Below are 21,503 nucleotides of genomic sequence, written 5' to 3'. Positions count from 1 at the left end.
CTCCACCGCTTGGCTCGGGCGGGCTGCACTGGTTCGGTTGCACATCCGGAAAATCACGGACCGGGACGCCAGGGTGTGGGCGGGCGTCCTCAAATGAAGACCGGAACCTTGGCCCAGCCGACGATGTTGCCCGACGGCGCCCGCTCGAGCCCCGATTCGTCGAACGTGTAGTCGGGGAACCTCGCGAGGAACTCCTCGATCCCGATCTTCGCCTGCATGCGTGCCAGGTGGGCGCCGATGCACAGGTGGATGCCGAACCCGAAGGCCACGTGCCGTTGGATCTTGCGGTGGATGTCGAACTGGTCGGGATTGTCGAACTGCCGCTCGTCCCGGTTGGCCGCCGCGGTGATGAGCACGACGCGCTCACCCTCCGGGATCGTCGTGCCGTGCAGTTCCACTGGCCGGGTGGTCCACCGGCCCTGGTAGTGCGCGGGCCCGCTGTGCCGAAGCGCCTCCTCGACCGCGTTCGGCACGAGGCTCGGGTCGTCGATGAGTTCCTTGCGCTGATCCGGGTGCTCGGCCAGCAGCAGCAGCGTGTTCGGGATGTTCTTCGCCGACGTGTCGCCGCCGGCGGAGACGAGCAGCCAGCAGAACCCGAGCAGCTCGTCGTCGGTGAGGTCGCGGAGACGACCGTCTTCTTCGGTGAATTGCGAGGAGATCAGCTGCGTCAGGAAGCCGTCGTCGGGCTTGCGCCGCCGTTCCTTGATCAGGTCCCGGAAGTACGCCTGCACTTCCCGCAGCGCGCTGCGGGCGCTCTGCGGCAGCTCGGGGCCGTCGCGGAAGAAGCCCGCGTGGAACAGTTCCTTGACGCGGACGCGGTCCTGCGTCGGAACCCCGAACAGTTCGCAGAACAGTTCGTTGGGCAGCAGGAAGCTGTACTCCTTGACGATGTCGAAACCGCCGGAGCCGATCAGCGGGTCGAGGTACTGCTGCGTGGTCGACCGGATCCAGTCGGTGAGCTCGCGGATGCGCCGCGGGGTGAAGGCGGCGCTGACCAGGCTGCGCAACCCGCGGTGGTAGGGCGGGTCCGACTGGATCATCATCGGCAGCGGCTTGTCGAACCGCTCGATCGTGACACCCTGCGCGGACGAGTACGTCCGCCAGTCGACCAGTGCCGCGAGGACGTCGTCGAAGCGCGAGAGTGCCCAGAACTTCAGGCGGTCGTTGTAGTAGACCGGTCGTTCGTCTCGCAGCCAGCGGTAGGTCGGGAACGGGTCCCGCTGGATCGTCGGCGAGTAGGGATCGTATTCCATCGGGCAATCTCCACTGCTGGGGCGGCGGCCAACTTCGTTATACGAACAGTTCGTTTACTGACGCAGTATATACTGGTATCCCTTGTGTGGTCGAGGATCCACCACGCGAGAAGAGGGATGTGCGGATGGCGGGACGGTTGAGCGGCAGGCGCGCGGTGGTGACGGGGGCGGCGAGTGGCATCGGCCGCGCCGTCGCCGAACGGCTTGTGCGCGACGGGGCGCACGTGTTCGGAGCCGACGTCGCCGAGGCCGGATGGTCGGATTCGATCGCGTCCACTGCGGGGTGCGTCACGGAGATTTCCTGTGACGTGCGGGATTCCGGAGACGTGGCCGAACTTTTCGCGCGGGTCGAAGAAGTGGCCGGTGGTCTCGACATCCTGGCCAACAACGCCGGTGTCGGTGGCGGGCGCGCGTACCTGCACGAGTACCCGATCGACGATTTCGATCGCGTGATGGCGGTCAACACGCGTGGGGCGTACCTCGTCCTGCGGCACGGCCTGAGGTTGTTGCTCGACTCCGGTGGCGGCGCCGTGGTGAACACCGCGTCGATCGGCGGGATCATCCCCAGCCCCAAGTCCAGCGCTTACGCGATGAGCAAGGGTGCGGTCGTGATGATGACGAAACAGGCCGCGGTGGAGTACGCGGGGCGCGGGATCCGGGTCAACGCGGTGTGCCCGGGCACCATCGACACCCCGCTGATCGCCGAGGCCGGTCCGCGGCTGCGGACGATCCTCGAGGGTCAGATCCCGCAGGAACGGCTGGGGCGCCCCGAGGACGTGGCGAACCTCGTGTCTTTCCTCGTCTCGGACGAGTCGTCGTTCATCACCGGGCAGTGCGTGGTCGTCGACGGTGGCCGGTCGTTGCTGTGAGGCGGTCCGGGCGGTCGTCGCCGCGGCCTCGCGGCCGCGGCGACGGACCGGCGTCAGCGGACGCGGTATTCCAGCCGCTTGCCCGACTTGAGTTTGGCGACGCCCTCGGCCACCGCCTCGGGGTCGTTGCCGATCGTGGGGTAGACGATCGCGTGGTCGAGTCCGCCCGCCCACACGGAGTGCAACGCCGTCCAGACGCCGCGGACCGAGCCCTGGACTGCCCGCGGCGAGGCTTCGGCGATCTTCGCGGCCAGCGAGTGCGCCTCGTCCATGAGCCCGTCCTGGGGGAGCACGTCGGATACCAGCCCGAGTGCGAGCGCCCTGTCCGGGCCGATGCGCTCGTGGTTGCCGAGCAACACCATGCGCATCACCTCGCTGTAGGGCATCCGGGCCAGTGCGCCGATGGGCTCGCAGGTGGACGCGAGGTGGTAGGTCAGGTGCGGGTCGAAGAACGTGGCGTTCTCGCTGCAGATGACGATGTCGGCCTCGTTGAGGAAGTAGAACGCCCCACCGGCGGCGAGTCCGTTGACCGCCAGCACGACGGGCTTCCAGCAGCTGTTCGACTTCGGTCCGAGCTTGCGTCGCCCGGCGTCCTCGCGGTTCCACACGTTGGGCGTGTCGGTGATGCTCTGGGCGCGGTCGACCCCGGAGCAGAACGCCCGGCCCGCGCCGGTCAGCACCACGACGTGGACGTCGTCGTCGTAGCGGATGTCCTGCCAGGCGTGCGAGACCTCGTCCAGCATCGTCGGCGTGAAGGCGTTCAGCCGCTCCGGCCGATTCAGGGTCAGGGTGGCGATGTGGTCCTTCTTCTCCAGCTTGATCGTCTCGTACACGCGCACTCTCCTCGTCACCAGCCGGGTCTCGTCGAAAATACTAGACGCATTGTTGAGTCGATGACTATGGAGTACGGTGATTGAGTAATCGTCCAGCGGTGGTGGGAGCTTGAGTGGCTGACGCGTTGAAGGGCCAGGTCGCGATCGTGACCGGCGGCGGCACGGGACTGGGCCGCGGTATCGCGGTCGAACTGGCCAAGGAAGGGGCGCACGTCGTCGTCGCCTCACGAGGCCTGGAACATCTGAAGGACGGGGTGGCCGCGATCGAGCAGGCGGGCGGCTCCGCTTCGGCGCACCAGGTCGACATCCGTGATGCGGACGCGGTGCAAGCGATGGTCGACGCGACAGTCCGGGATCACGGGCGGCTCGACATCCTGGTCAACAACGCCGCGGGCAACTTCGTGCTGCCGGCCGAGGAGTACACGCCGAACGGGTGGCGGACGATCGTGGACATCGTGGTCAACGGCACATTCCTGTGCTCGTGGGCCGCCGGGCGGCACTGGATCGAGGCCAAGCATCCGGGCGCGATCCTGAACGTGGTCTCGACCCACATCTACAGCGGCTGCCCGGGCCTCGCGGCCTCGGCGGCCTCGAAGGCGGCGGTCGCGAACCTCACCCAGACCCTCGCGGTCGAGTGGGGCGCGCACGGCATCCGGGTCAACGGGCTGGCGCCGGGTATCTTCCCGAACCCGACCGTGCAGGCGCAGATGCACCCCGAGGAGTCCATCGAGGACGCGTACGCGCGGGCGGCGAAAGTCGTGCCGCTGGGCCGCGCCGGCGAGGTGTGGGAGCTGGGCCGCGCCGCGGTGTTCCTGTGCGGACCGGACGGCGCGTACGTCAGCGGGCACACGCTCGTGATGGACGGCGCGAACTGGCTGCGGCGCGGGCACCTCACACCGGAATACAAGACGGTGCCGCAGCAGATCGCGGAGCGCGGGATGCCCACGCGGGAGAAGCGCTGACGTGGAACTGCGACCGAGCGACAGGGAAAGGGACTTCGAGCACCGGCTGCGGGCCTGGCTCGGCGACGTCCTGCCCGACTTCGCCGACCGACCGGACTTCAACGACTCACCGGCGCGCCGCGAGTTCGATCGGCGCTGGCAGCAGGCCATGTACAAGGCCGGCTGGGCGGGCGTCTCCTGGCCGAAGGAGTTCGGCGGGCTCGGCGCGACGCTGATCGAGCAGCTGGTCTACCACGAGGTGACCGCCGAGCTCGACGCGCCGCAGCCGGGTCTCAACTTCGTGGGGCTCTACCACGCGGGGCCGACGATCATGCGGGTCGGCACGCCCGAGCAGCGGAGCCGGTGGCTGCCCGCGATTCTGCGCGGCGACCAGATGTGGTGCCAGGGCTTCAGCGAACCCGAGGCGGGGTCCGACCTCGCGGGCATCCGCTGCCGGGCCCGCGTCGAGGGTGACCACCTGGTGGTCAACGGCTCGAAGATCTGGAACAGCAACGCCCACGTGGCCGACGTCGGCGAGCTGATCGTCCGTACCGGCGCGCAGGAGGACCGTCACCGCGGCCTGACCTACGTCGTCGTCGACATGGACACCCCGGGCATCACGATCCGCAACATCGTGCAGATCGACGAGTGCCCGGAGTTCAACGAAGTCTTCTTCGACGACGTGCGGATCCCGCTCGCCAACGTGCTCGGCGAGGTCGGCGAGGGCTGGAAGGTCGCGATGACCACCCTGGGCTTCGAGCGCTCCACCGCGTTCGCCGACCGGGAGCTGCGCCTGCGGCAACGGGTGCAGTTGGTCGCGCGACTGCTGGATCGCTGCGGCGCCGGCGTGTCCGCGTGGCAGGAGCTGGGCGAATGTGCCGCGGAGGTCTCGTCGCTGCGGTCGATGGTCTACCGCGAGCTGTCCAAACTGGCGGCCGGCGCCGACCCCGGGTCCGAGGGCTCGCGGCTGAAGCTGTTCTTCGCCGAGCTGGACCAGCGGATCGGGCGCCTCGTCACGGACGTGCTCGGCCCCGAGATCACCGCCTACGACGAGGTCCCCGGCGAGTGGACTGCCCGGTATCTGCGCACGTTGTCGTCGTCGATCGCGGCCGGTGCCTCGCAGATCCAGCGCAACATCGTCGGGGAGCGCGTGCTCGGGCTGCCCCGTGAGGGAGGCAAGCGGTGAACCTGGAATACGACGACCTCGAGCGGCAGCTCGCCGAGTCCGTCCGCGAGTTCTGCGAGGATCGCTTCGACCGTGGCACGCTGCGCAGGTTCGCCGACGACGGCCAGCGGCCGTCGAAGGCCTTCTGGAAGCAGGCCGCGGACCAGGGCTGGTTCTCCCTGCGAGTGCCCGAGGAAGCCGGTGGTGCGGGCCTGTCGATGGTGCACGCGAGTCTGCTGTTCCTCGAGATCGGGCGTGCGCTGGTCACGGGCCCGCTGCTGTGGACCCACCTGGCTGCCACCCACTTGCGGGGGGACGAGTACGCGGGCGCCGCGGACGGGACGCTCGTCGTCGCCGGTGCTGTGCGCGTCGAAGGACGCCCACTGCTGGTCGAAGACCTCGACGTGGCCGACGTGGTTCTCGTCGTGGCCGGCGACGAGGTTGTGGCCGCGCCCGCCGCGCAGCTGGAAGTCAAGCCGCGCAAGAGTTTCGACCCGACCCGCACGCTGTACGAGATCACCGGCCTCGGCGCCACGGACAGGGTGGGCGGCCCGGAGCTGGCCCGTGCACTGCGCCTGGAGGGCGCGGCCCTGACCGCGGCGGCCGCCGCCGGGGGAGCGGACGCCGTCACCGGGCTCGCCGTCGAGCACGCCAAGTCGCGCACGCAGTTCGGCAGGCCCCTCGGCAGTTTCCAAGCGGTCAAGCACCTGTGCGCGGACATGTCGGTCGCGGCGCACGCCGCGGAGTCCTCCGCGCTGTGGGCCGCTTTGCATGCGGCCGAAAACGGGGTCGAGTCCTCCGCGCAGGAGATCCACATGGCCTGGCTCGTCGCCACGAAACGGTTCCTCGCGAACTCGCGCACGGCGGTCCAGGTGTTCGGCGCGCTCGGCTACACGTGGGAAGCCGACGTGCACCTCTACCTCAAGCGCGCGCACGCGCTGAGCTCCGCGTTCGGTTCCGCCCCGCAGGTCGCGCTCGGGATCGGCCAGTCGCTGCTGGCGGAAGGGAGGACCGCGTGAGCGCGCAGAACCGTCCGGCACTCGTGACCGGGGGAGCGGGCTGGATCGGTAGCGCGCTGTCGCAGGCACTGGCCGCCGCCGGTCACCCCGTGGCCATCGGGTACTCCTCGGGCGAGGAGCGGGCGACGGCACTGGCGGAGAAGATCACCGCCGACGGGGGCACCGCGATCCCGGTGGCGTTCGACCTGTCCGGCCGCGACACGATCCGCAGCGGCCTTGCCGAGGTCCGCGAGCGGCTCGGCCAGGTTTCCGTGGTCGTCAACAACGCGGGCGTGAACGTCGGCAAGACCGTCGTGCGGCACACGGCGGACGAGTGGGAGCGGCTGATCCAGGTCAACCTCACCGGTCCGGCGTTCCTGGTCCGCGAGTGCCTGCCCGCGATGTTCGAGGCCGGCTGGGGCCGCGTGGTCAACATCAGCTCCGCCGCCGGCCAGACGCCGTTCCTGGCGGCGGGCCCCTACGGCGCGAGCAAGGCCGGGCTGAACATGTTCACCCGCGTCGTCGCGCTGGAGGTCGCCAACAAGGGCGTGACCTCCAATGCCCTGTCTCCCGGTGTCGTGGCCAGCGACATGCTGACCAGGCACGGCGACGCGATCCTCGACCTGAACGTGCAGGCGCAGTCGCTGAAACGCCCGATCGAGCCCGGCGAGATCGCAGCCGCGCTCGCGTTTCTCGTCAGTGACGAGGCGGCCGCGATCAACGGGCACATCCTTGCGGTCGACGGCGGCGGCCCGACGTTCCTGCCTCGGGTGCCGAAGAAACAGGACCGCACGGGCGAAAGGAGCGCGCCATGACCCGCGTCGCACTGGTGACCGGCGGGGCCGGCGGCATCGGGAGCGCGATCACACGCGCGCTGGCCGCGGACGGGCTGGCGGTGGCCGTCACGTTCGCCTCGAACCCGGGCCGCGCCGACAAGCTGGTCGACGAACTGCGCCGCGGAGGCGGGCGGGCGGTCGCCATCCGCTGCGACGTCGGCGACGCGGCCTCGGTCGACGAGTGCGTGTCCGCCGTGGAGTCCGAGCTGGGGACCCCACAGGTGCTCGTGAACAACGCGGGCGTCCGCGCGGTGGGCGCGAGCCACCGCTTCACCGACGAGGACTGGGACGCCAGCATCGCGACGAACCTCACCGGCGTCTTCGCGATGACCAAGCGGGTGCTGCCCGGCATGGCGTCCACTGGCTGGGGCCGCGTCATCAGCATCAGCTCACCCGCGGGGTCGATCCCGCTGCCGGGCTCGGCCCTCTACGGCGTGACCAAGGCCGGGGTCAACCAGCTGTCCCGGGTGCTCGCCCAGGAGGTCGCGCCCGACGGCGTCACCGTCAACGTCGTGTCCCCGGGGATCGTCCTCACCGACATGACGTCCGGGATGGGGGAGCACCTGGAGAACACCCTCTCGGCGCAGTCCAACCCCCGCACGGTCGAACCGGGAGAGGTCGCCTCGGTCGTGGCGTTCCTCGCCCGGGAGGAGGCCGCCATGGTCAACGGACAGGTCATCGCCGTCGACGGCGGCGGCCCGCTCGCCGTTCCCAGGCCACGACCGCGCAAGGTGCGCCAATCAGCCGCATCCGAAGGAAAGCAGGGATGAGCGTGTACGAAGAACCCGAGCTGTTCGTCGACGGCCGGTGGGCACCCGCGACGGGCGGCGCCATCACGGTCGAGAATCCGGCGACCGAGGAGCGGATCGGTACTGTCGGCGGTGCGAGTGAGTCCGATATGGATGCTGCGGTTTCCGCCGCTCGCAGGGCTTTCGACGAGGGCCCGTGGCCACGCATGGCGCCCCGCGAGCGCAGCGCCGCGCTGTTCCGGCTCGCCGGCGCGCTCGAGCGCAGGCGGGACGAGATCGCGAAGCGGCTGGTCGCCGACGTCGGCACGCCGGTGTCGCTGACCCGCGGCCTGCAGGTCGCGCGCCCACTGGACCACTGGCGCTACCTGGCGGAGATGGCCGGCCGCCGCGACGACGAGCCGGTGCCCCCGGTGCCCGTCACGAACGTTCCCGGCGTGGTCGTCCGCGAGCCCGTCGGTGTCGTGGCGTCCTTGTGCGCCTACAACTTCCCGTTCCTCATCGCGACGTGGAAGCTCGGCGCCGCGCTCGCCGCGGGCTGCACAGTCGTCTACAAGCCGAACGAGATCGCGCCGCTCATCTCGTACGAACTGGCTCGGGCCGCGGAAGAGGCCGAGCTTCCGCCGGGGGTGCTCAACCTCGTCGTCGGCGACGGGCCGCACATCGGTGCCGGCCTCGTCGCCCACCGCGGCGTGGACGCCGTGTCGTTCACCGGCTCGGTGCCGGTCGGCCGCTCGGTGCTGCAGGCCGGTGCGGCGAGCTTCAAGCGTGTCGTGCTGGAGCTGGGCGGCAAGTCGCCCGCCATCGTTCTCGACGACGCGAACATCGACGGCATCGTGCCCGCTCTCGTGGGCGGCTTCGTGGTCAATGCTGGCCAGTCCTGCGGCGCGACCACCCGCATCATCGTCGCCGAGTCGCGTTACGACGAAGTGGTCGAAAAGGTCTCGGCCGCGGTCGAGGCGACCGTCGTCGGCGACCCCGCGGACCCCAAGACCCAGGTGGGCCCGCTGATCAGCGCCGCACAGCGCGAACGGGTCGAGGCGCACCTGGCGACGGCGGATGACGACGGCGCGAAGGTCGTCGTCGGCGGAGCGCGCCACCCAGGGTTCGGCCGCGGCTACTACTTCCAGCCGACCGTCGTGCTTGCCGACAACAAGGCCCACCTCGCGCAGGAGGAGGTCTTCGGCCCGGTCGTCACGATCATCAAGGCCAAGGACGACGACGACGCGGTCGCGATCGCCAACGACTCCCGCTTCGGCCTCGCCGGCGTGGTGTACGGGCGCAAGCGCGCCCGTGCGATGGCGGTCGCCCGGCGGATCCGGGCCGGCAACGTCGGCGTGAACACCGGCGTCTTCAACCAGGCCGCGCCGATCGGCGGGTACAAGGAAAGCGGGCTCGGCCGGGAGGGTGGCCCGTGGGGCATCGACGAGTTCTGCGAGCTCAAGCTCCTGTCGTGGAACTGAGGTCGTAGATGGGCACAGACAAGGTTCTCCGTGTCGAGCGTGACCACGTCACGGTGCTGACGATCAACCGGCCCGAGGTCCGCAACGCCGTTGACGTCGAGACGGCACGGACGCTCAACGACCACTTCGACGAGCTGGAGAAGGATCCGTCGGTCCGCGCGGTCGTGCTGACCGGTGCAGGCGACAAGTCCTTCTGCGCCGGGATGGACGTGCGGGCCGCTGCGAGCGAAGGCTCCGACGGGCATTTGAAGATCTCCGGCGGCTTCGCCGGGATCACCCGGCGCGACTTCCCGAAGCCACTGATCGCCGCGGTGAACGGCGCCGCGCTGGGCGGCGGGTTCGAGGTCGTGCTCGCGTGCGATCTCGTCGTCGCCGCCGAGCACGCGATGTTCGGGCTGCCGGAGGTCCGCCTCGGCAGGCTGGCCGGCGGCGGCGGGCTGCTCCGGCTGGCCCGGCTGATCCCCACTCCGCTGGCGCTCGAGATGGCGATGACCGCAGAGCCGGTCGTCGCCCGGCGGGCGTACGAACTGGGCCTGGTGAACGCGGTCGTCCCGGCGGACGAGGTGCTCACCGAGGCGATCGGGATGGCCGCGAAGATCGCCCGCCAGGCACCGCTCGCGGTCGCCGGCTCGAAGCGGGTCGTCAAGGAGACCGCCGACCTGCCGCTGAAGGACGCGTGGCGGCTCAACTACGAGATCGCGCGCGAGGTGCGCGACTCGAACGACGCGGCGGAGGGTTTGCGGGCCTTCTCCGAGCGTCGCGACCCGATGTGGACGAACTCGTAGCGTGGTGGAGGGCCGGGGTATGAACAGTGGTGTCGAGGATGCCGGGGAGCTGACCGCGCCTCGGGAGTGGCAGTACTGCTCGGGGTGCAAGCCGCAGGGCGCCTGCCGCGTCGGGCTGGTGCGCTGGCTGGAGGAGGACGGCTCGGTGAGCGGCCGGATCACCTTCGGCAAGGACGTCGAAGGCGGCCCGGGTGTGATCCACGGCGGGTACGCCGCGGTCGTGTTCGACGAGCTGCTGGGCACCGCGACGACCGGCCCCGCCGGGGTACCGGTTGCGGTCACCAAATCGCTCACGGTGCACTACCGCAGGCCCATCCCCATCGAGCAGCCCATCGTGCTGCGGGCGTGGCGCGTGCGCACCCTCGACCGGGACATGTTCATCGACGGCGAGATGCGGCTGGCCTCGAGCGACGCGCTGCTCGCGACGGCCGAGTCGGTGTTCACCGCGGTGACCGACCGGCATTTCCAGCGCCACAAGGAATGGCTCGCTCAGCAGCGGCCCGCATAGGCGGTGTACGGCTGAGCATTAGTTGACGTCATGTACAATGAAAATACGACTCGTTACAAGGAGGGCGGGATATGCCGCTGCAGCCCCACATGAAGATGCTCTCTACGGACGACCACCTCATCGAGCATCCCCGGGTCTGGCAGGACCGGCTGCCGGAGAAGTACAAGGAGATGGGCCCCCGCATCGTGGAGGAGCCCGGCATCTCGGGTAAGCCCAAGCAGGTGTGGCACTACGCGAACCAGCGCTACCCCTCGCTGGGCCTGAACGCCGTGGCGGGCAAGGCGCCGGAGGACTGGGGCGTCGACCCGGTGCGCTTCGACGAGATGATCCCCGGGTGCTACGACCCGAAGGCACGCCTGGTGGACATGGACCTCGACGGGGTGTGGGCCCAGCTGTGCTTCCCGTCGCTACCCGGCTTCTCCGGGACGATGTTCCTGCGGCGCGGTGACGACGGTCTGCGCGAGGCATGCATCCAGGCCTACAACGACTTCGTGCTCGACGAGTGGTGCGCCACGGACCCGCGCCGCTTCATCCCGGCGGTCATTCTCCCGCTGTGGGACATCGAGAAGTCGGTCGCCGAGTTGCAGCGGACGGTCGCCAAGGGTGCGAAGGCCATCTGCTTCACCGAGAACCCGGTCCCGCGCGGGCTCCCGTCGTTCCACACCAATCACTGGGACCGCCTCTTCGCCGCCGCGCAGGAGGCCGACACGCCGCTGGTCATCCACTTCGGGAGCTCGGGTTCGGCGCCGAACACCGCGCCTGAGATGCCGATGGCGACGATGATCACGCTGTTCGGGACCAACTCGATGTCGGCGACGGCAGACCTGCTGTTCAGCCCGACCCTGCACAAGTTCCCGAAGCTGAAGTTCGGGCTGTCGGAGGGCGGCATCGGCTGGATCCCGTACATCCTCGAGCGCGCTGACGCGACGTGGAAGAAGCACCGCTTCTACCAGAACATCAACCAGGACGTGCTGCCGTCGGACCTGTTCCGCAGGCACTTCCACGGGTGCTTCATCGAGGACGACTTCGGCCTGGAGAACCGCGACTCGATCGGTGTCGACCTGATCACGTGGGAGTCGGACTACCCGCACTCGGACTCGAACTGGCCCAACAGCCGGAAGCTGGCCGAGGAGCAGTTCAAGGACATCCCCGACGAGGACACCCACAAGATCGTGGAGCTCAACGTGCGGCGGCTCTACAACTTCCACTGAGCGTGGAGCGCGAAGACCCGGACGACCGGGCGGGCTAGAACCCGCCCGACCCCGGGACGTGGCGGATGGGCCTATCGCCGCACTTCACGGGTAGCCGGCGCTCCAACGCCGAGTACCGAGCGCCGCGGTGGCCGTCAACGACGACTAGCGAAGGAGTCCACAATGGACGATGGACTGGAGGCCCCGGTCATCCGCGAGGTCACCGCGGCGGAGTGCGAGCACTTCTACGAGCATGGCTGGGTTTTCCTGCCGGGCCTCGTGGACGCGAGCACCGCGGCACGCCTGCTCGCCGATGCCCGTCAGTTGCTCGGCGACTCGGGCGACGGTGAGCGTCCGGCCGAGCGGATGAACGACCGGACGGGGAAGAACGACCTCACGATCTTTCACGACTACTACAACCCGTCCGCGGACAGCTCGGCCTTCGCCGCGGTATCACTGTCGGCCGCGATGGGGCGTAATGCGAGCGAACTGCTGGGCGGCGGTACGCCCATCCGGCGGTACGAGGACCTGCTCGGCGTCAAGTTGCCCGTCGGCAACGACAGCGGGCACGCGGGCAAGGCCGAAACGCGTTTCCACCAGGACGGCCTGGGCAACGCTCCGGTATCGATGAGTGGCCTGAACTTCTGGATCGCGCTCGCCCCGGTAAGTCCCGAGAGCGGTTCGATGCGGTTCTACTCCGGGTCGCACCGGTTCGGTAACCTCGGCCCGGATCCGCGCAACCACCCCTATTCCCGTTATTGGAAACTGTCCGAACCGCTGACCTACCGGCCCGGCGACGCGACCGCGCATTTCGACCTCACGGTGCACGGAGCCCCGGTCAACGAGACGGATCGGCCGCGCTGGGGTTACATCAACTCCTACTTCCCCGCTGACGCCGTCTACCTCGGCAGCGCGCACCGCCGCGTGGATGCGTTGCGAGAGCGGGGCGAGGCCACCGTCGGTGCGCCACTGGACCACCCCGAGTTCCCGCTCGTTTTCGTGCCGGAGGGCTACCGGAAGCCCGCGGAGATCGACCAGTCCCTGGCCAACCTGCAGTAGCGGAGGCTAGCAGCAGATGTCCGAGACGGACGACTACGTCGCGATCATTCGCTTGCAGCAGAAGTACGCGCACGCGGTCGACACGAAGAACTGGCAGGCTGCCGCCGGGTGTTTCCACGCTGGTTCGCGAGCCGACTACCGGGGCAACGTGCTTGACGGGCCCGAGGCGATCCTCGGGCATCTCAAGAGCGTTCTCGCCGGGTTCCAGCTCACCCAGCACCACATGTCGGTGCCGCAGTTCGAGGCCGACGGCGACCAGGGCACCGCCGTCACCTATGTCATCGCCAACCACATCTCGCATGGTGGCGAGCAGCTCCTGGTCGGCGCGCGCTACGACGACGAAGTCGTGCGTCTGTCGCAGGGCTGGCGCTTCCAGCAACGACGAACCACGATCCTCTGGCATCAGGGTGACATGGAACTACTGAAGGTTTCCGGAACAGAAGGGATCTCCCGTGGTGGAGCGTAAAGACCTGGTCGACTGGGCGGACCAGGACCTGTTGACCCGTGACGAAGCGGGTGAGCGGATCGACGGGGAGATCTCGCTCGCGGAGGAGAAGCTCGCCGCGCTCGGGCCGGACGACACCGGGCGGGACGAGCTGGAACATCGGCTGAACGTGCTGCGCGAGGTCCGTCGGTCCTATTCGGCCGAGTGATTTTCTGAACCACCGTCAAACCGGGGCGACCTACGGCGGCAACCTCGCCGAGGGGCCGGCGACGATCGCCGGCCGAGGAGCACCTACGTGCATCACCGGTCCCACCGCCGGCGTGCGCCGCCGGCGGTGGGACCGGTGATGCCAAGGAGGGGCACATGCGTGCTTGGCAGTTCGTGGCGGTGGGAAAGTCGTTGGAGTGCAGGGAAGTTCCGGAGCCTCGGGCGGGCACGGGCGAGGTGGTGATCGAGGTCAGGGCCGCCGGCCTCTGCCACACCGACGTCGGGACGATGGAAGGCGCGCTCGAAGGGCTGTTGGACCACGTGCCCATGACGATCGGCCACGAGATCGCCGGTGTGGTCAGCGAGGTCGGTTCCGGCGTGAGCAAGTGGACCGTGGGCGACGAAGTCGTGATTCCCGCTGTGATGGGCGGAGCGGGCTCCGGTCGCGACGGCGGTTTCGCCGGCAAGGTGATCGGTCTGGCGGACGAGCTCGTGGCCATTCCGGACGGCGTGTCGTTCGCCGAGGCGGCCGCCGCGACGGACGCGGGGATGACCTCGTACAAGGCGGTTCGCGTGGCGGGTGTGGGCGAGGGCACCAAGCTCGGCGTGGTCGGGCTCGGCGGCCTGGGCATGGTGGGTGCGCAGATCGCGCTGCTCAAGGGCGCCGAGGTGTACGCGGCCGAGCTCAAGGAAGAGGTGTGGGACAAGGCGAAGGCCGTCGGCGTCACGGCATGTGCGCGCTCGATCACCGAGTTCGCGGACGTCGGTCTCGACGTGATCATCGACTTCGCGGGAGCCGACACCACGAAGGACGCCGTCGAAGCGGTGCGGCCCGGCGGCCGCGTGGTGCAGATCGGGGTCTTCCGCGCCACCGGTGAGCTACCGGTCCTCACGCTGGTGATGAAGGAGGTCCAGGTCCTGGGCTCCAACTCCGGCAGGCACGAGGACGTCAGCGGCTACCTCGAGCTGGTCGCCGCGGGGAAGATCGACGCCGGGCTGCGCACCATTTCCTTCGACGAGATCGGCGAGGGCATGGACCGGCTCCGCCGCGGCGAAGTGGCCGGCAGGCTCGTCGCTCTGCTCTGAAACCCGGTCCGAAAACCCCTGCTGCACGGCGAAAGCGCGATGCGCCCTGATGGATGCGCCGCGCTGCCAGGTGCCCGGCTGCTCTCACCGGGGTGTGAGCGTTGACACCCTTGAGGTGCTGTGACTAACCTCATCGTCGTAATGCTGAACAAGGAGTCAATATATGACACCTTGTCATAGGAGATGGGGAACGATGAACCGGCTCTCGGGAAAGTCCATTGTGATCACCGGCGCCGCGCAGGGACTCGGGCGTAGTTGTGCATTCCGGGTCGCGGAGGAGGGCGCGGCTGTCGCGGTCGCCGACATCGACGGCGAGGGCGCTGCCAACGCCGCCCGGGAGATCGCCGATGCCACTGGGGCCAAGACCGTCGCCGTCACGGCGGATGTGTCCGTGGCCGCCGACGCCGAACGGATGACCGCCGAGGTGGTGGCGGCGTTCGGGAAGTTGGACGGCGCGGTGAACAACGCCGGGATCAGTGGCCCGCCGCGGGTCCGGCTCGCCGACTACGAGCTCGCCGACTTCGAACGCGTCGTCGCGCTCAACCTCACCGGCACCTTCCTCTGCCTCAAGTACGAGATCGCCGCGATGCTCGGCACCGGTGGCGGCTCGATCGTCAACGTCTCCAGTGTGGGCGGCCTCATCGGAGCCGGCGGTTCGTCGGCCTACATCAGCTCCAAGCACGCGGTGCTGGGGCTCACCAAGGATGCCGCGATCGATTATGGCAAGGACGGCATCCGGGTCAACGCGTTGTGCCCCGGTTCCATGCTCACGCCGATGGCCGCCGCCTGGTACGAGACCCATCCCGAGGACAGGGAGACGTTCGCGGCGATGACCCCGCTCAACCGCGTGGCGAGCCCGGACGAGGTGTCGCACGCCGTGGTCTACCTGCTCAGTGACGAGTCGACCTACACGACCGGGCACGCGCTCGCCACCGACGGCGGCGCGGCAGCCTGGTGAGCGCTGCTCGCCGGCTCCCACCGCGTTCGCTCCCGTTGTGACCAAGGAGGTTCACGTCCGCATGACCCAGGTTTCCGCCCGCCCGCGGGTCGCCCCCGAAGACCCTTCGTTCTTCACCGGTGACCTGCGCGAGGCCATCCGCTGGCTGCACACCGAGGAGCCCGCCCACCTCCGTGACCCGCGTCCCGCCTATCCCCGCGAGTTCTGGGTGGTCTCGCGAATGGAGGACGTGCGCCGGGTGCTGCGCAGCCCGGCCGAGTTCACCAGCACCCAGGGGACTCTGCTGGCGTTCCGCTCGGCCGATCCCGAGGAGCTTCCGAAGGACGACAGTCGCTTTCTCACCCAGCACGTCATGTGGATGGACCCGCCGGACCATTCCCGGCACCGAAAGCTGATCAGCCCGCATCTGGCGATGAAGCAGATCAACTCGTTCGAGCCGTGGATCCGCGGCATCGTCCGGGAGCGCCTGGCCTCCGCCGGTGACGGGCAGGTCGTCGACTTCGTCCAGCTGATCGCCGCCGCGGTGCCCTGCTACGTGATGTGCGAGCTGCTCGGCGCGGACCGTCGCCACGAGGAGAAGTTCCACGAGTGGACGCACGCGGTCTTCATGGGCACCGAGATCGGCGGCGAGAGTCCCGTGCCTGCGATGGTCGAGATGTACGACTTCTTCGAGGAGCTCCTCGAAGAACGGCGGCGGAGCCCGGGCCGCGACCTGCTCACGACGCTGGTCCAGGCGCAGCTCGACGGTGACTCCCTCACCCCGGCCGAGGAACTGATGTGGAGCTGGACGCTGCTGTCCGCCGGCAACCACACGACCCGCGACCTGATCGCGGGCGGGATGCTGGCTCTGCTGGAGAACCCCGCCGAGTTCGACCGGTTGCGGGCCGATCGCTCGCTCGTCCGCAACGCGGTCGAGGAGATGCTGCGGTACGTCTCGGTGGCGCGTTACAACCTGCGCACGGCGCTCACCGACGTCGAGCTGCACGGCCGGGTCATCAAGGCGGGAGACCCCGTCTATGCGGCCTACTGGGCGGCGAACCGCGACGAGAGCGTGTTCGACGACCCGTACCGCTTCGACATCACCCGGCCCAACGCGCGCGAGCACGTGGCGTTCGGCTACGGCCCGCATCTGTGCATCGGCGCCCAGCTGGCCCGCCTGGAGACGCGGATCGCGTTCGAGGAGCTGCTCGAACGCTTCCCGCGCACCGAACTGGCCGGTGAGCCGGAGAAGATGGACAGCGTCATGGTCAACTGCGTGTCCGTCCTGCCCGTGCGGTTGCGTGCATGATGGCCGGGACGGTGCAGGACGAGCTGGAGATCACCCGGCTGCTGGCGCGCTACAACCGCTACTTCGACCGTGGACGGGCCCACGACGCGGCGGAGCTTTTCGTGGCGGACGGCGTCCTCGACGGGGTGGAGGGCGTCCAGTCCGGCAAGGCCGCGATCTCCTCGTACATGGCCTCGTTCTGGACGAACGAGGCGTGGTCGGCGGCGCACGGCGGCCAGCATCTCATGTCGAACGTGGACATCGAGTTCACGTCCAGGGACAGCGCCGAGGTGTTCTCCTCGCTGGCGTTCGTCGCCCCCGCCGGGCAGGGATGGACGATCCTGTTCGCCGGGAGCAATAGCGACCAGGTCGTGCGCACCCCGGAAGGCTGGCGGTTCGCCGTCCGGCGGATTCGGGTCGGACCGGCCGAGAACGAAGGCAAGTAGGCGTGAGTGGAAGTGGTGTGTCCCGTTCCGGGCGGACGGGACACACCACACTTTCAGCGACCGCGGAACTCCGGCGTACGGCCTTCGGCTCTGGCTGCCTTCGCTTCGCGGTAGTCCTCGGACGCGAAGAGCAGCGCCTGCGCGAGGTTTTCCTGCCGCAGCGCAGCAGCGTGGGCCTCGCGATCGAGGTCGTCGATGATCTGGCGGCCCAGGCGAACCGCCAGCGGGCTGCGTGAGGCGATGAGCGATGCCACCTGCCACGCCTCGTCGTCGAGCCGTTCGGGCGGCACGACCCGCGAGACGATCCCGGCGGTCAGGGCTTCCTCGGCGGTCAGCGTACGGCCGGTCAGCACCAGGTCCTTCACCATGCCCGGGCCGGCGAGCGCCCGCAGCCGCGAGACGCCGCCGGTGTCGGGCACCAGCCCGTGCCCGACCTCCGGCAGCGCCAGCTTGGCGTCGGTCGCGGCGATCCGGATGTCGCAGTGCAGGGCGCGTTCGAACGACCCGCCGAGCACCCAGCCCTTCAGTGCCGCGATGACCGGCACCGGCATGGTCGAGATGAGCGTGATGTTGCGCTGGAACTTCGCGACGAACTCGAGGTCCGTCTCCCCGCCGGGGCGCCCGCCGAGCGCCTTGGTGTCGCGCCCGGAGGAGAAGGACTTCCCTTCGCCCCGGAGGATGACCGCCCGCAGGCCGGGCCTCTCGTGCAGCTCGCGCAGGATGTCGGTGAGTGCGTAGGCGACGTCGTTGTCCACCGCGTTGTGCCGCTCGGGCCGGTTGAAGCTCACCGTTGCGATGTGGTCGCGTACGTCGAGCAGGACCAGTGGGCGTGTCCCGGTGGCGCCCGGTTTCGGGTCGGTCATGGAAGCCTTTCTGTCAAGGGGTTTCAGCGGGTCAGCACTCGACGAGCACGGCGCCGGCCTGGCCACCACCGGCACACATGGCGGCGATCCCGAGGCCGCCACCACGCCGGCGCAGATCGTGGACGAGCGTCGTCAGCATGCGCGCGCCCGAGGCGGCGGTGGGGTGGCCGATGCTGCACCCGCTGCCGTGGATGTTGACCTTCTCCTCGTCGAGGGCGAGCTCGCGACACGCGGCGACCGGCACCGAGGCGAACGCCTCGTTGATCTCCCACAGCGCGATGTCCTTGATGGACAGCCCGGTGCGGCGCAGTACCTTCGGGATGACGTCGAGGACGGCGGCGCCGGTCCGCTCCGGGGGAACGGCCGTCCAGGCCCAGCCGCGTACGCGACCGAACGGTGTTCCGCCGTAGGACCGGGCGGTGTCCGCGTTGCCGAGTACGAGCGCGGCGGCCGCGTCGTTGACCCCGCTGGAGTTGCCCGCGGTGATGGAGAAGCCCTCGATCTCCGGGTGCAACGGCTTCAGGGAAGCCAGTTTCTCCAGCGTCGAATCCCGGCGCGGGTGCTCGTCGACGGCGAACTCGGTGGCCGAGCCGTCGGGGAGGGTGACCTTGACGGGCACGATCTCCTCGGCGAACGTGCCGTCGTCGATCGCGGCCACCGCCCGCTGGTGCGAGCGGTACGCCCAGCGGTCCATCTCCTCCCGGCTGATCCCGATGGCCTGCGCGGTGTTCCAGCCGACCGTGATCGTCATGTCCCGGTTGGGCGCCGTGGGCGAGTCGGGGTGGGTGGGGCTCCACCACGGTTCGAGGTACTCCTCGGTGCCCGGCACGCGCCAGCGTTGCACCGGCGCGGTCGAGGAGGACTGGACCCCGCCCGCGATGACGACGTCGTCCATGCCGGCGATGATCGAGCCCGCCGCGTTCGCCACGGAGGTGAGCGAGCCCGCGCAGTGCCGGTTCACGGCCTGTCCGCCGACGTTGACGAGGCCCGCCTCGATCGCGGCGTGGCGCGCGATGTCCCCGCCGCCGTAGTAGGACTCGGCGAACACGACGTCGTCGAACCGTTCCGGTTCGAGACCGGACCGGGTGCGGGCGGCGTCGACCGCGACGCGCGCGAGCTCCAGCGCACTCGTGCCGCGCAGAGTTCCCTTGTGTGCTGTGCCGACCGCCGTGCGCACGGCGCTGAGGATCCAGGCCTCCGCCATCGGTTCCCGCCTTCCTCGTGGTCTGCTCGTCCGACGCGAGAAACACAGCGCCAGAGACTGACTATCACGACTATTCTATGTACGCTCAGTTCAGTCAACAAAGAGGAGGTCGGCGGAAGATGCGCATCGAAGGTGGCTCCGCGATCGTGACGGGTGGTGCCGGCGGGCTGGGTTCGGCGAGCGTCCGGCGGCTGGCCGGGGCCGGCGCGTCGGTGGTGATCGCGGACCTGGACGAGGAGCGGGGCAAGACCCTCGCCGACGAACTGGGGCCGAAGGTGATCTTCGTGCGCACCGACGTCACCGACGAGGACGACGTGCAGCGGGCGGTGGACGCGGCGGCAGAACTGGGCCCGGTGCGGGTGTCGGTCTGCGTGCACAGCGGCCCCGTGGCGAAGGCCAGGGTCGTCAACCGCAAGGGAGCGACATATCCGCTGGAGACGTTCCGGCGCACCACCGAGATCTACCTCGTCGGCACGTTCTCGCTCATGCAGAAGGCCGCTGCGGCGATGGCCGAAGCGCCCGAGCTGGACTCCGGCCTGCGGGGCGTGGTGATCAACACCGCGAGCATCGCGGCGTTCGAGGGTCAGGTGGGACAGTCGGACTATTCGGCCGCGAAGGGTGGCGTGGTCTCGCTCGGCCTCGTCGGCGCACGCGACCTCGCGCCGCTCGGGATCCGCGTCATGACGATCGCGCCCGGGACGTTCTTCACGCCGGCCTACCGCATGCCGGAGGAGGAAGCACAGGCCAAGTGGGGGCCCGGCATCCCCGCGCCGAAGCGGATGGGGTCGGTCGACGAGTACGCGAAGCTGGTCATGCAGATCGTCGACAACGACTACCTGAACGGTGAGGTCATCCGCATCGACGGGGCCCAGCGCTTCAGCTGACCCCCGTGCCAGGCGCAACGAAACGAAGGAGTTTCACGGTGGGAACCGATCTGCGCACCAGGCGCTCGATCCACGCGCTGACCCTCGGCGACATCGCCGAAAACAACGCGCGCCGCTTCGGCGACGCCACCGCGGTCGAGGACGAGGACAGCGTCTGGACGCACGCCGGACTCGCGCAGCAGGCCGGCGAGCTGGCCGCCGGGCTCGCTGCCCGGGGTGTCGCGCGGGGCGACATCGTCGCCTGGACAGGGGGCAACTCGGCCTGGCTGCCGGTCGCGCTGCTCGCCGCGGGCAGGCTGGGCGCGGCACTGGCGCCGCTGCACCCGAAGTCGACAGATGCCGAGCGCGAGGACCAGCTCGCCCAGCTCGGGCCGCGGGTGGTCCTCGACGGGCCCGGGGGGGCGGCCGCGCTGTGCGACGCGCAGACCCCGCCCGAGGACCAGGCGCTCGAAGACGATCCGGTCCTCGTGATCGGTACCGGTGCGTTCGACGGCCGGCAGCGGTGGGCGCAGCTGACCCACCGCGGGCTCATCCTGCAGTCACTGCTGCTGTCCGCCCGCGACCAGCTCTCGCCGCGTGAGGTGTACCTGGCGTCCGGCCCGCTCGCCCATGTCGGGACGTTCCAGTACGTCCTCGCGCACTGGCTGGTGGGCGCGCGGACCGTGGTCGTGCCGCGCATGGAGCCGAAGCAGTTCGCGGAACTGGTCGACCGGCTCGGTGTGACCGGCGCGTACCTCGTGCCCGCGTCGGTGCCCCAGATCGTGGCGGCTGCCGAGGAGCGGGGACTGAAGCTCTCGACGTTGCGCACGCCCGCCTTGTCCGGCAGTGAAGTCCTGGACCGCTGGACGGCCATGACCTCGCGTCCGGTGTGGGCGGGGGAGTCGCTGGGCACGTCCACGGGCTACGGGCAGACCGAGGTCACCGGCCTGGTGACCAGCGTCGCGCTCGGCACCGGCGCGCCGGTCGGCAACGTCGGCTGGCCACAGCACGTGGCGTCGGTTCGGGTCGTGCGACCCGGCACCCTCGACGAGGCCGATCCCGGCGAGGTCGGCGAGGTCGTCGTACGCGGCCCGCTCGTCATGGCCGGGTACCGGGGCGACGACATGACGCGGCGCTGGGAGGGCGGCTGGCACCACACCACCGACCTCGGCGTCCGCGAAGCGGACGGTTCGCTGACGTTCGTCGGCACGTCCACGAACATGGTCAAGAGCGGCGGCGAGAACGTCTACCCGGCCGAGGTGGAGCGAATCCTGCTCGAACACGAGGGCGTACGGGCCGTCTGCGTCGTGGGCGTCGAGGACGCCCGGTGGGGCAGCCGGATCGCGGCCGCGGTGGCCGGTGAGGTCACCGAAGCCGCGCTGGAGGAGTTCGCGCGCGAACGGCTGGCGAGCCACAAACGGCCGCGGCTGTGGGAAGTCGTCGACGAGCTGCCGAAGGCGTCTGGACGTGTGGACCGGGCCGCGGTGGCGAAGTTGTTCACGAATCGAGGCTGATCGC

The 21,503-nt window shown here is 69.6% G+C and carries 23 protein-coding genes; 19 read left to right on the top strand and 4 right to left on the bottom strand.

Annotated features, from left to right (window positions below):
* Positions 1-89: 89 nt before the first annotated feature.
* Positions 90-1,253 (bottom strand): cytochrome P450, encoded by a 1,164-nt coding sequence (locus tag FB470_RS33520; RefSeq protein ID WP_306998162.1) that lies wholly within the window; start codon positions 1,251-1,253, stop codon positions 90-92.
* 125 nt (positions 1,254-1,378) lie between these two features.
* Here FB470_RS33520 and FB470_RS33515 point away from each other — a divergent pair, with 125 nt between their 5' ends.
* Entirely contained in the window at positions 1,379-2,122 is a 744-nt protein-coding gene (locus FB470_RS33515) for an SDR family NAD(P)-dependent oxidoreductase (RefSeq protein ID WP_306998160.1), read from the top strand.
* 53 nt (positions 2,123-2,175) lie between these two features.
* Here the strand turns inward: FB470_RS33515 and FB470_RS33510 are convergent, their stop codons facing one another.
* On the bottom strand, positions 2,176-2,955 hold the full coding sequence (locus tag FB470_RS33510; RefSeq protein ID WP_306998157.1) for an enoyl-CoA hydratase/isomerase family protein: 780 nt from the start codon (positions 2,953-2,955) through the stop codon (positions 2,176-2,178).
* A gap of 113 nt (positions 2,956-3,068) precedes the next feature.
* Between FB470_RS33510 and FB470_RS33505 the strand changes: the two genes are divergently transcribed.
* From FB470_RS33505 to FB470_RS33430, 16 genes are all read left to right on the top strand, one after another.
* Entirely contained in the window at positions 3,069-3,917 is an 849-nt protein-coding gene (locus FB470_RS33505) for an SDR family oxidoreductase (protein ID WP_306998156.1), read from the top strand.
* A gap of 1 nt (position 3,918) precedes the next feature.
* Entirely contained in the window at positions 3,919-5,082 is a 1,164-nt protein-coding gene (locus tag FB470_RS33500; RefSeq protein WP_306998154.1) for an acyl-CoA dehydrogenase family protein, read from the top strand.
* Positions 5,079-6,080 carry an acyl-CoA dehydrogenase family protein gene (locus FB470_RS33495; protein ID WP_306998152.1) on the top strand — a complete coding sequence of 334 codons (1,002 nt, stop codon included), beginning with the start codon at positions 5,079-5,081 and terminating at the stop codon, positions 6,078-6,080. The genes FB470_RS33500 and FB470_RS33495 overlap by 4 nt, the downstream gene beginning before the upstream one ends.
* Entirely contained in the window at positions 6,077-6,874 is a 798-nt protein-coding gene (locus FB470_RS33490) for an SDR family NAD(P)-dependent oxidoreductase (RefSeq protein WP_306998149.1), read from the top strand. The genes FB470_RS33495 and FB470_RS33490 overlap by 4 nt, the downstream gene beginning before the upstream one ends.
* Positions 6,871-7,665, top strand: coding sequence for an SDR family NAD(P)-dependent oxidoreductase (locus FB470_RS33485; RefSeq protein WP_306998146.1), 795 nt, complete (start codon positions 6,871-6,873; stop codon positions 7,663-7,665). The genes FB470_RS33490 and FB470_RS33485 overlap by 4 nt, the downstream gene beginning before the upstream one ends.
* On the top strand, positions 7,662-9,104 hold the full coding sequence (locus FB470_RS33480; RefSeq protein WP_306998144.1) for an aldehyde dehydrogenase family protein: 1,443 nt from the start codon (positions 7,662-7,664) through the stop codon (positions 9,102-9,104). Before FB470_RS33485 ends, FB470_RS33480 begins: the two co-directional genes overlap by 4 nt.
* Positions 9,105-9,112: 8 nt before the next feature.
* The gene (locus tag FB470_RS33475) at positions 9,113-9,889 is read left to right on the top strand and encodes a crotonase/enoyl-CoA hydratase family protein (protein WP_306998142.1); all 777 of its coding nucleotides are present in this window, start codon (positions 9,113-9,115) and stop codon (positions 9,887-9,889) included.
* Positions 9,890-9,908: 19 nt separating this feature from the next.
* Complete coding sequence (locus tag FB470_RS33470; protein ID WP_306998139.1) at positions 9,909-10,397, top strand: PaaI family thioesterase; 489 nt, start codon at positions 9,909-9,911, stop codon at positions 10,395-10,397.
* A gap of 71 nt (positions 10,398-10,468) precedes the next feature.
* On the top strand, positions 10,469-11,608 hold the full coding sequence (locus FB470_RS33465; RefSeq protein WP_306998137.1) for an amidohydrolase family protein: 1,140 nt from the start codon (positions 10,469-10,471) through the stop codon (positions 11,606-11,608).
* Between the two features lie 162 nt (positions 11,609-11,770).
* A complete protein-coding gene (locus FB470_RS33460) occupies positions 11,771-12,646 on the top strand; it encodes a phytanoyl-CoA dioxygenase family protein (protein ID WP_306998135.1) in 876 nt (291 codons plus the stop codon).
* Positions 12,647-12,662: 16 nt separating this feature from the next.
* The gene (locus FB470_RS33455) at positions 12,663-13,112 is read left to right on the top strand and encodes a nuclear transport factor 2 family protein (protein ID WP_306998133.1); all 450 of its coding nucleotides are present in this window, start codon (positions 12,663-12,665) and stop codon (positions 13,110-13,112) included.
* Positions 13,099-13,299, top strand: coding sequence for a hypothetical protein (locus tag FB470_RS33450; protein ID WP_306998130.1), 201 nt, complete (start codon positions 13,099-13,101; stop codon positions 13,297-13,299). Before FB470_RS33455 ends, FB470_RS33450 begins: the two co-directional genes overlap by 14 nt.
* A 155-nt stretch (positions 13,300-13,454) precedes the next feature.
* Positions 13,455-14,384, top strand: coding sequence for a zinc-binding dehydrogenase (locus FB470_RS33445; RefSeq protein ID WP_306998128.1), 930 nt, complete (start codon positions 13,455-13,457; stop codon positions 14,382-14,384).
* Between the two features lie 193 nt (positions 14,385-14,577).
* Positions 14,578-15,342, top strand: coding sequence for an SDR family NAD(P)-dependent oxidoreductase (locus tag FB470_RS33440; RefSeq protein WP_306998126.1), 765 nt, complete (start codon positions 14,578-14,580; stop codon positions 15,340-15,342).
* A 61-nt stretch (positions 15,343-15,403) separates the two neighbouring features.
* Positions 15,404-16,630 carry a cytochrome P450 gene (locus tag FB470_RS33435; protein ID WP_306998124.1) on the top strand — a complete coding sequence of 409 codons (1,227 nt, stop codon included), beginning with the start codon at positions 15,404-15,406 and terminating at the stop codon, positions 16,628-16,630.
* Complete coding sequence (locus FB470_RS33430) at positions 16,627-17,055, top strand: nuclear transport factor 2 family protein (RefSeq protein WP_306998122.1); 429 nt, start codon at positions 16,627-16,629, stop codon at positions 17,053-17,055. The genes FB470_RS33435 and FB470_RS33430 overlap by 4 nt, the downstream gene beginning before the upstream one ends.
* Positions 17,056-17,108: 53 nt before the next feature.
* On the opposite strand, the gene FB470_RS33425 is transcribed toward FB470_RS33430, so the two are convergent.
* A complete protein-coding gene (locus tag FB470_RS33425; protein WP_306998121.1) occupies positions 17,109-17,918 on the bottom strand; it encodes an enoyl-CoA hydratase/isomerase family protein in 810 nt (269 codons plus the stop codon).
* 31 nt (positions 17,919-17,949) lie between these two features.
* Entirely contained in the window at positions 17,950-19,122 is a 1,173-nt protein-coding gene (locus FB470_RS33420) for a thiolase family protein (protein WP_306998119.1), read from the bottom strand.
* 119 nt (positions 19,123-19,241) lie between these two features.
* Here FB470_RS33420 and FB470_RS33415 point away from each other — a divergent pair, with 119 nt between their 5' ends.
* Complete coding sequence (locus FB470_RS33415; RefSeq protein WP_306998117.1) at positions 19,242-20,006, top strand: SDR family NAD(P)-dependent oxidoreductase; 765 nt, start codon at positions 19,242-19,244, stop codon at positions 20,004-20,006.
* Between the two features lie 38 nt (positions 20,007-20,044).
* Positions 20,045-21,499 (top strand): AMP-binding protein, encoded by a 1,455-nt coding sequence (locus FB470_RS33410; protein WP_306998115.1) that lies wholly within the window; start codon positions 20,045-20,047, stop codon positions 21,497-21,499.
* The last annotated feature ends 4 nt before the right edge of the window (positions 21,500-21,503 follow it).

Origin of the sequence: Amycolatopsis thermophila (assembly GCF_030814215.1) — a bacterium.
In the GTDB taxonomy this organism is placed as follows: domain Bacteria; phylum Actinomycetota; class Actinomycetes; order Mycobacteriales; family Pseudonocardiaceae; genus Amycolatopsis_E; species Amycolatopsis_E thermophila.
The sequence above is the reverse complement of the archived record's forward strand: the minus strand, read 5'-3'. Positions and strand labels throughout refer to the sequence as shown.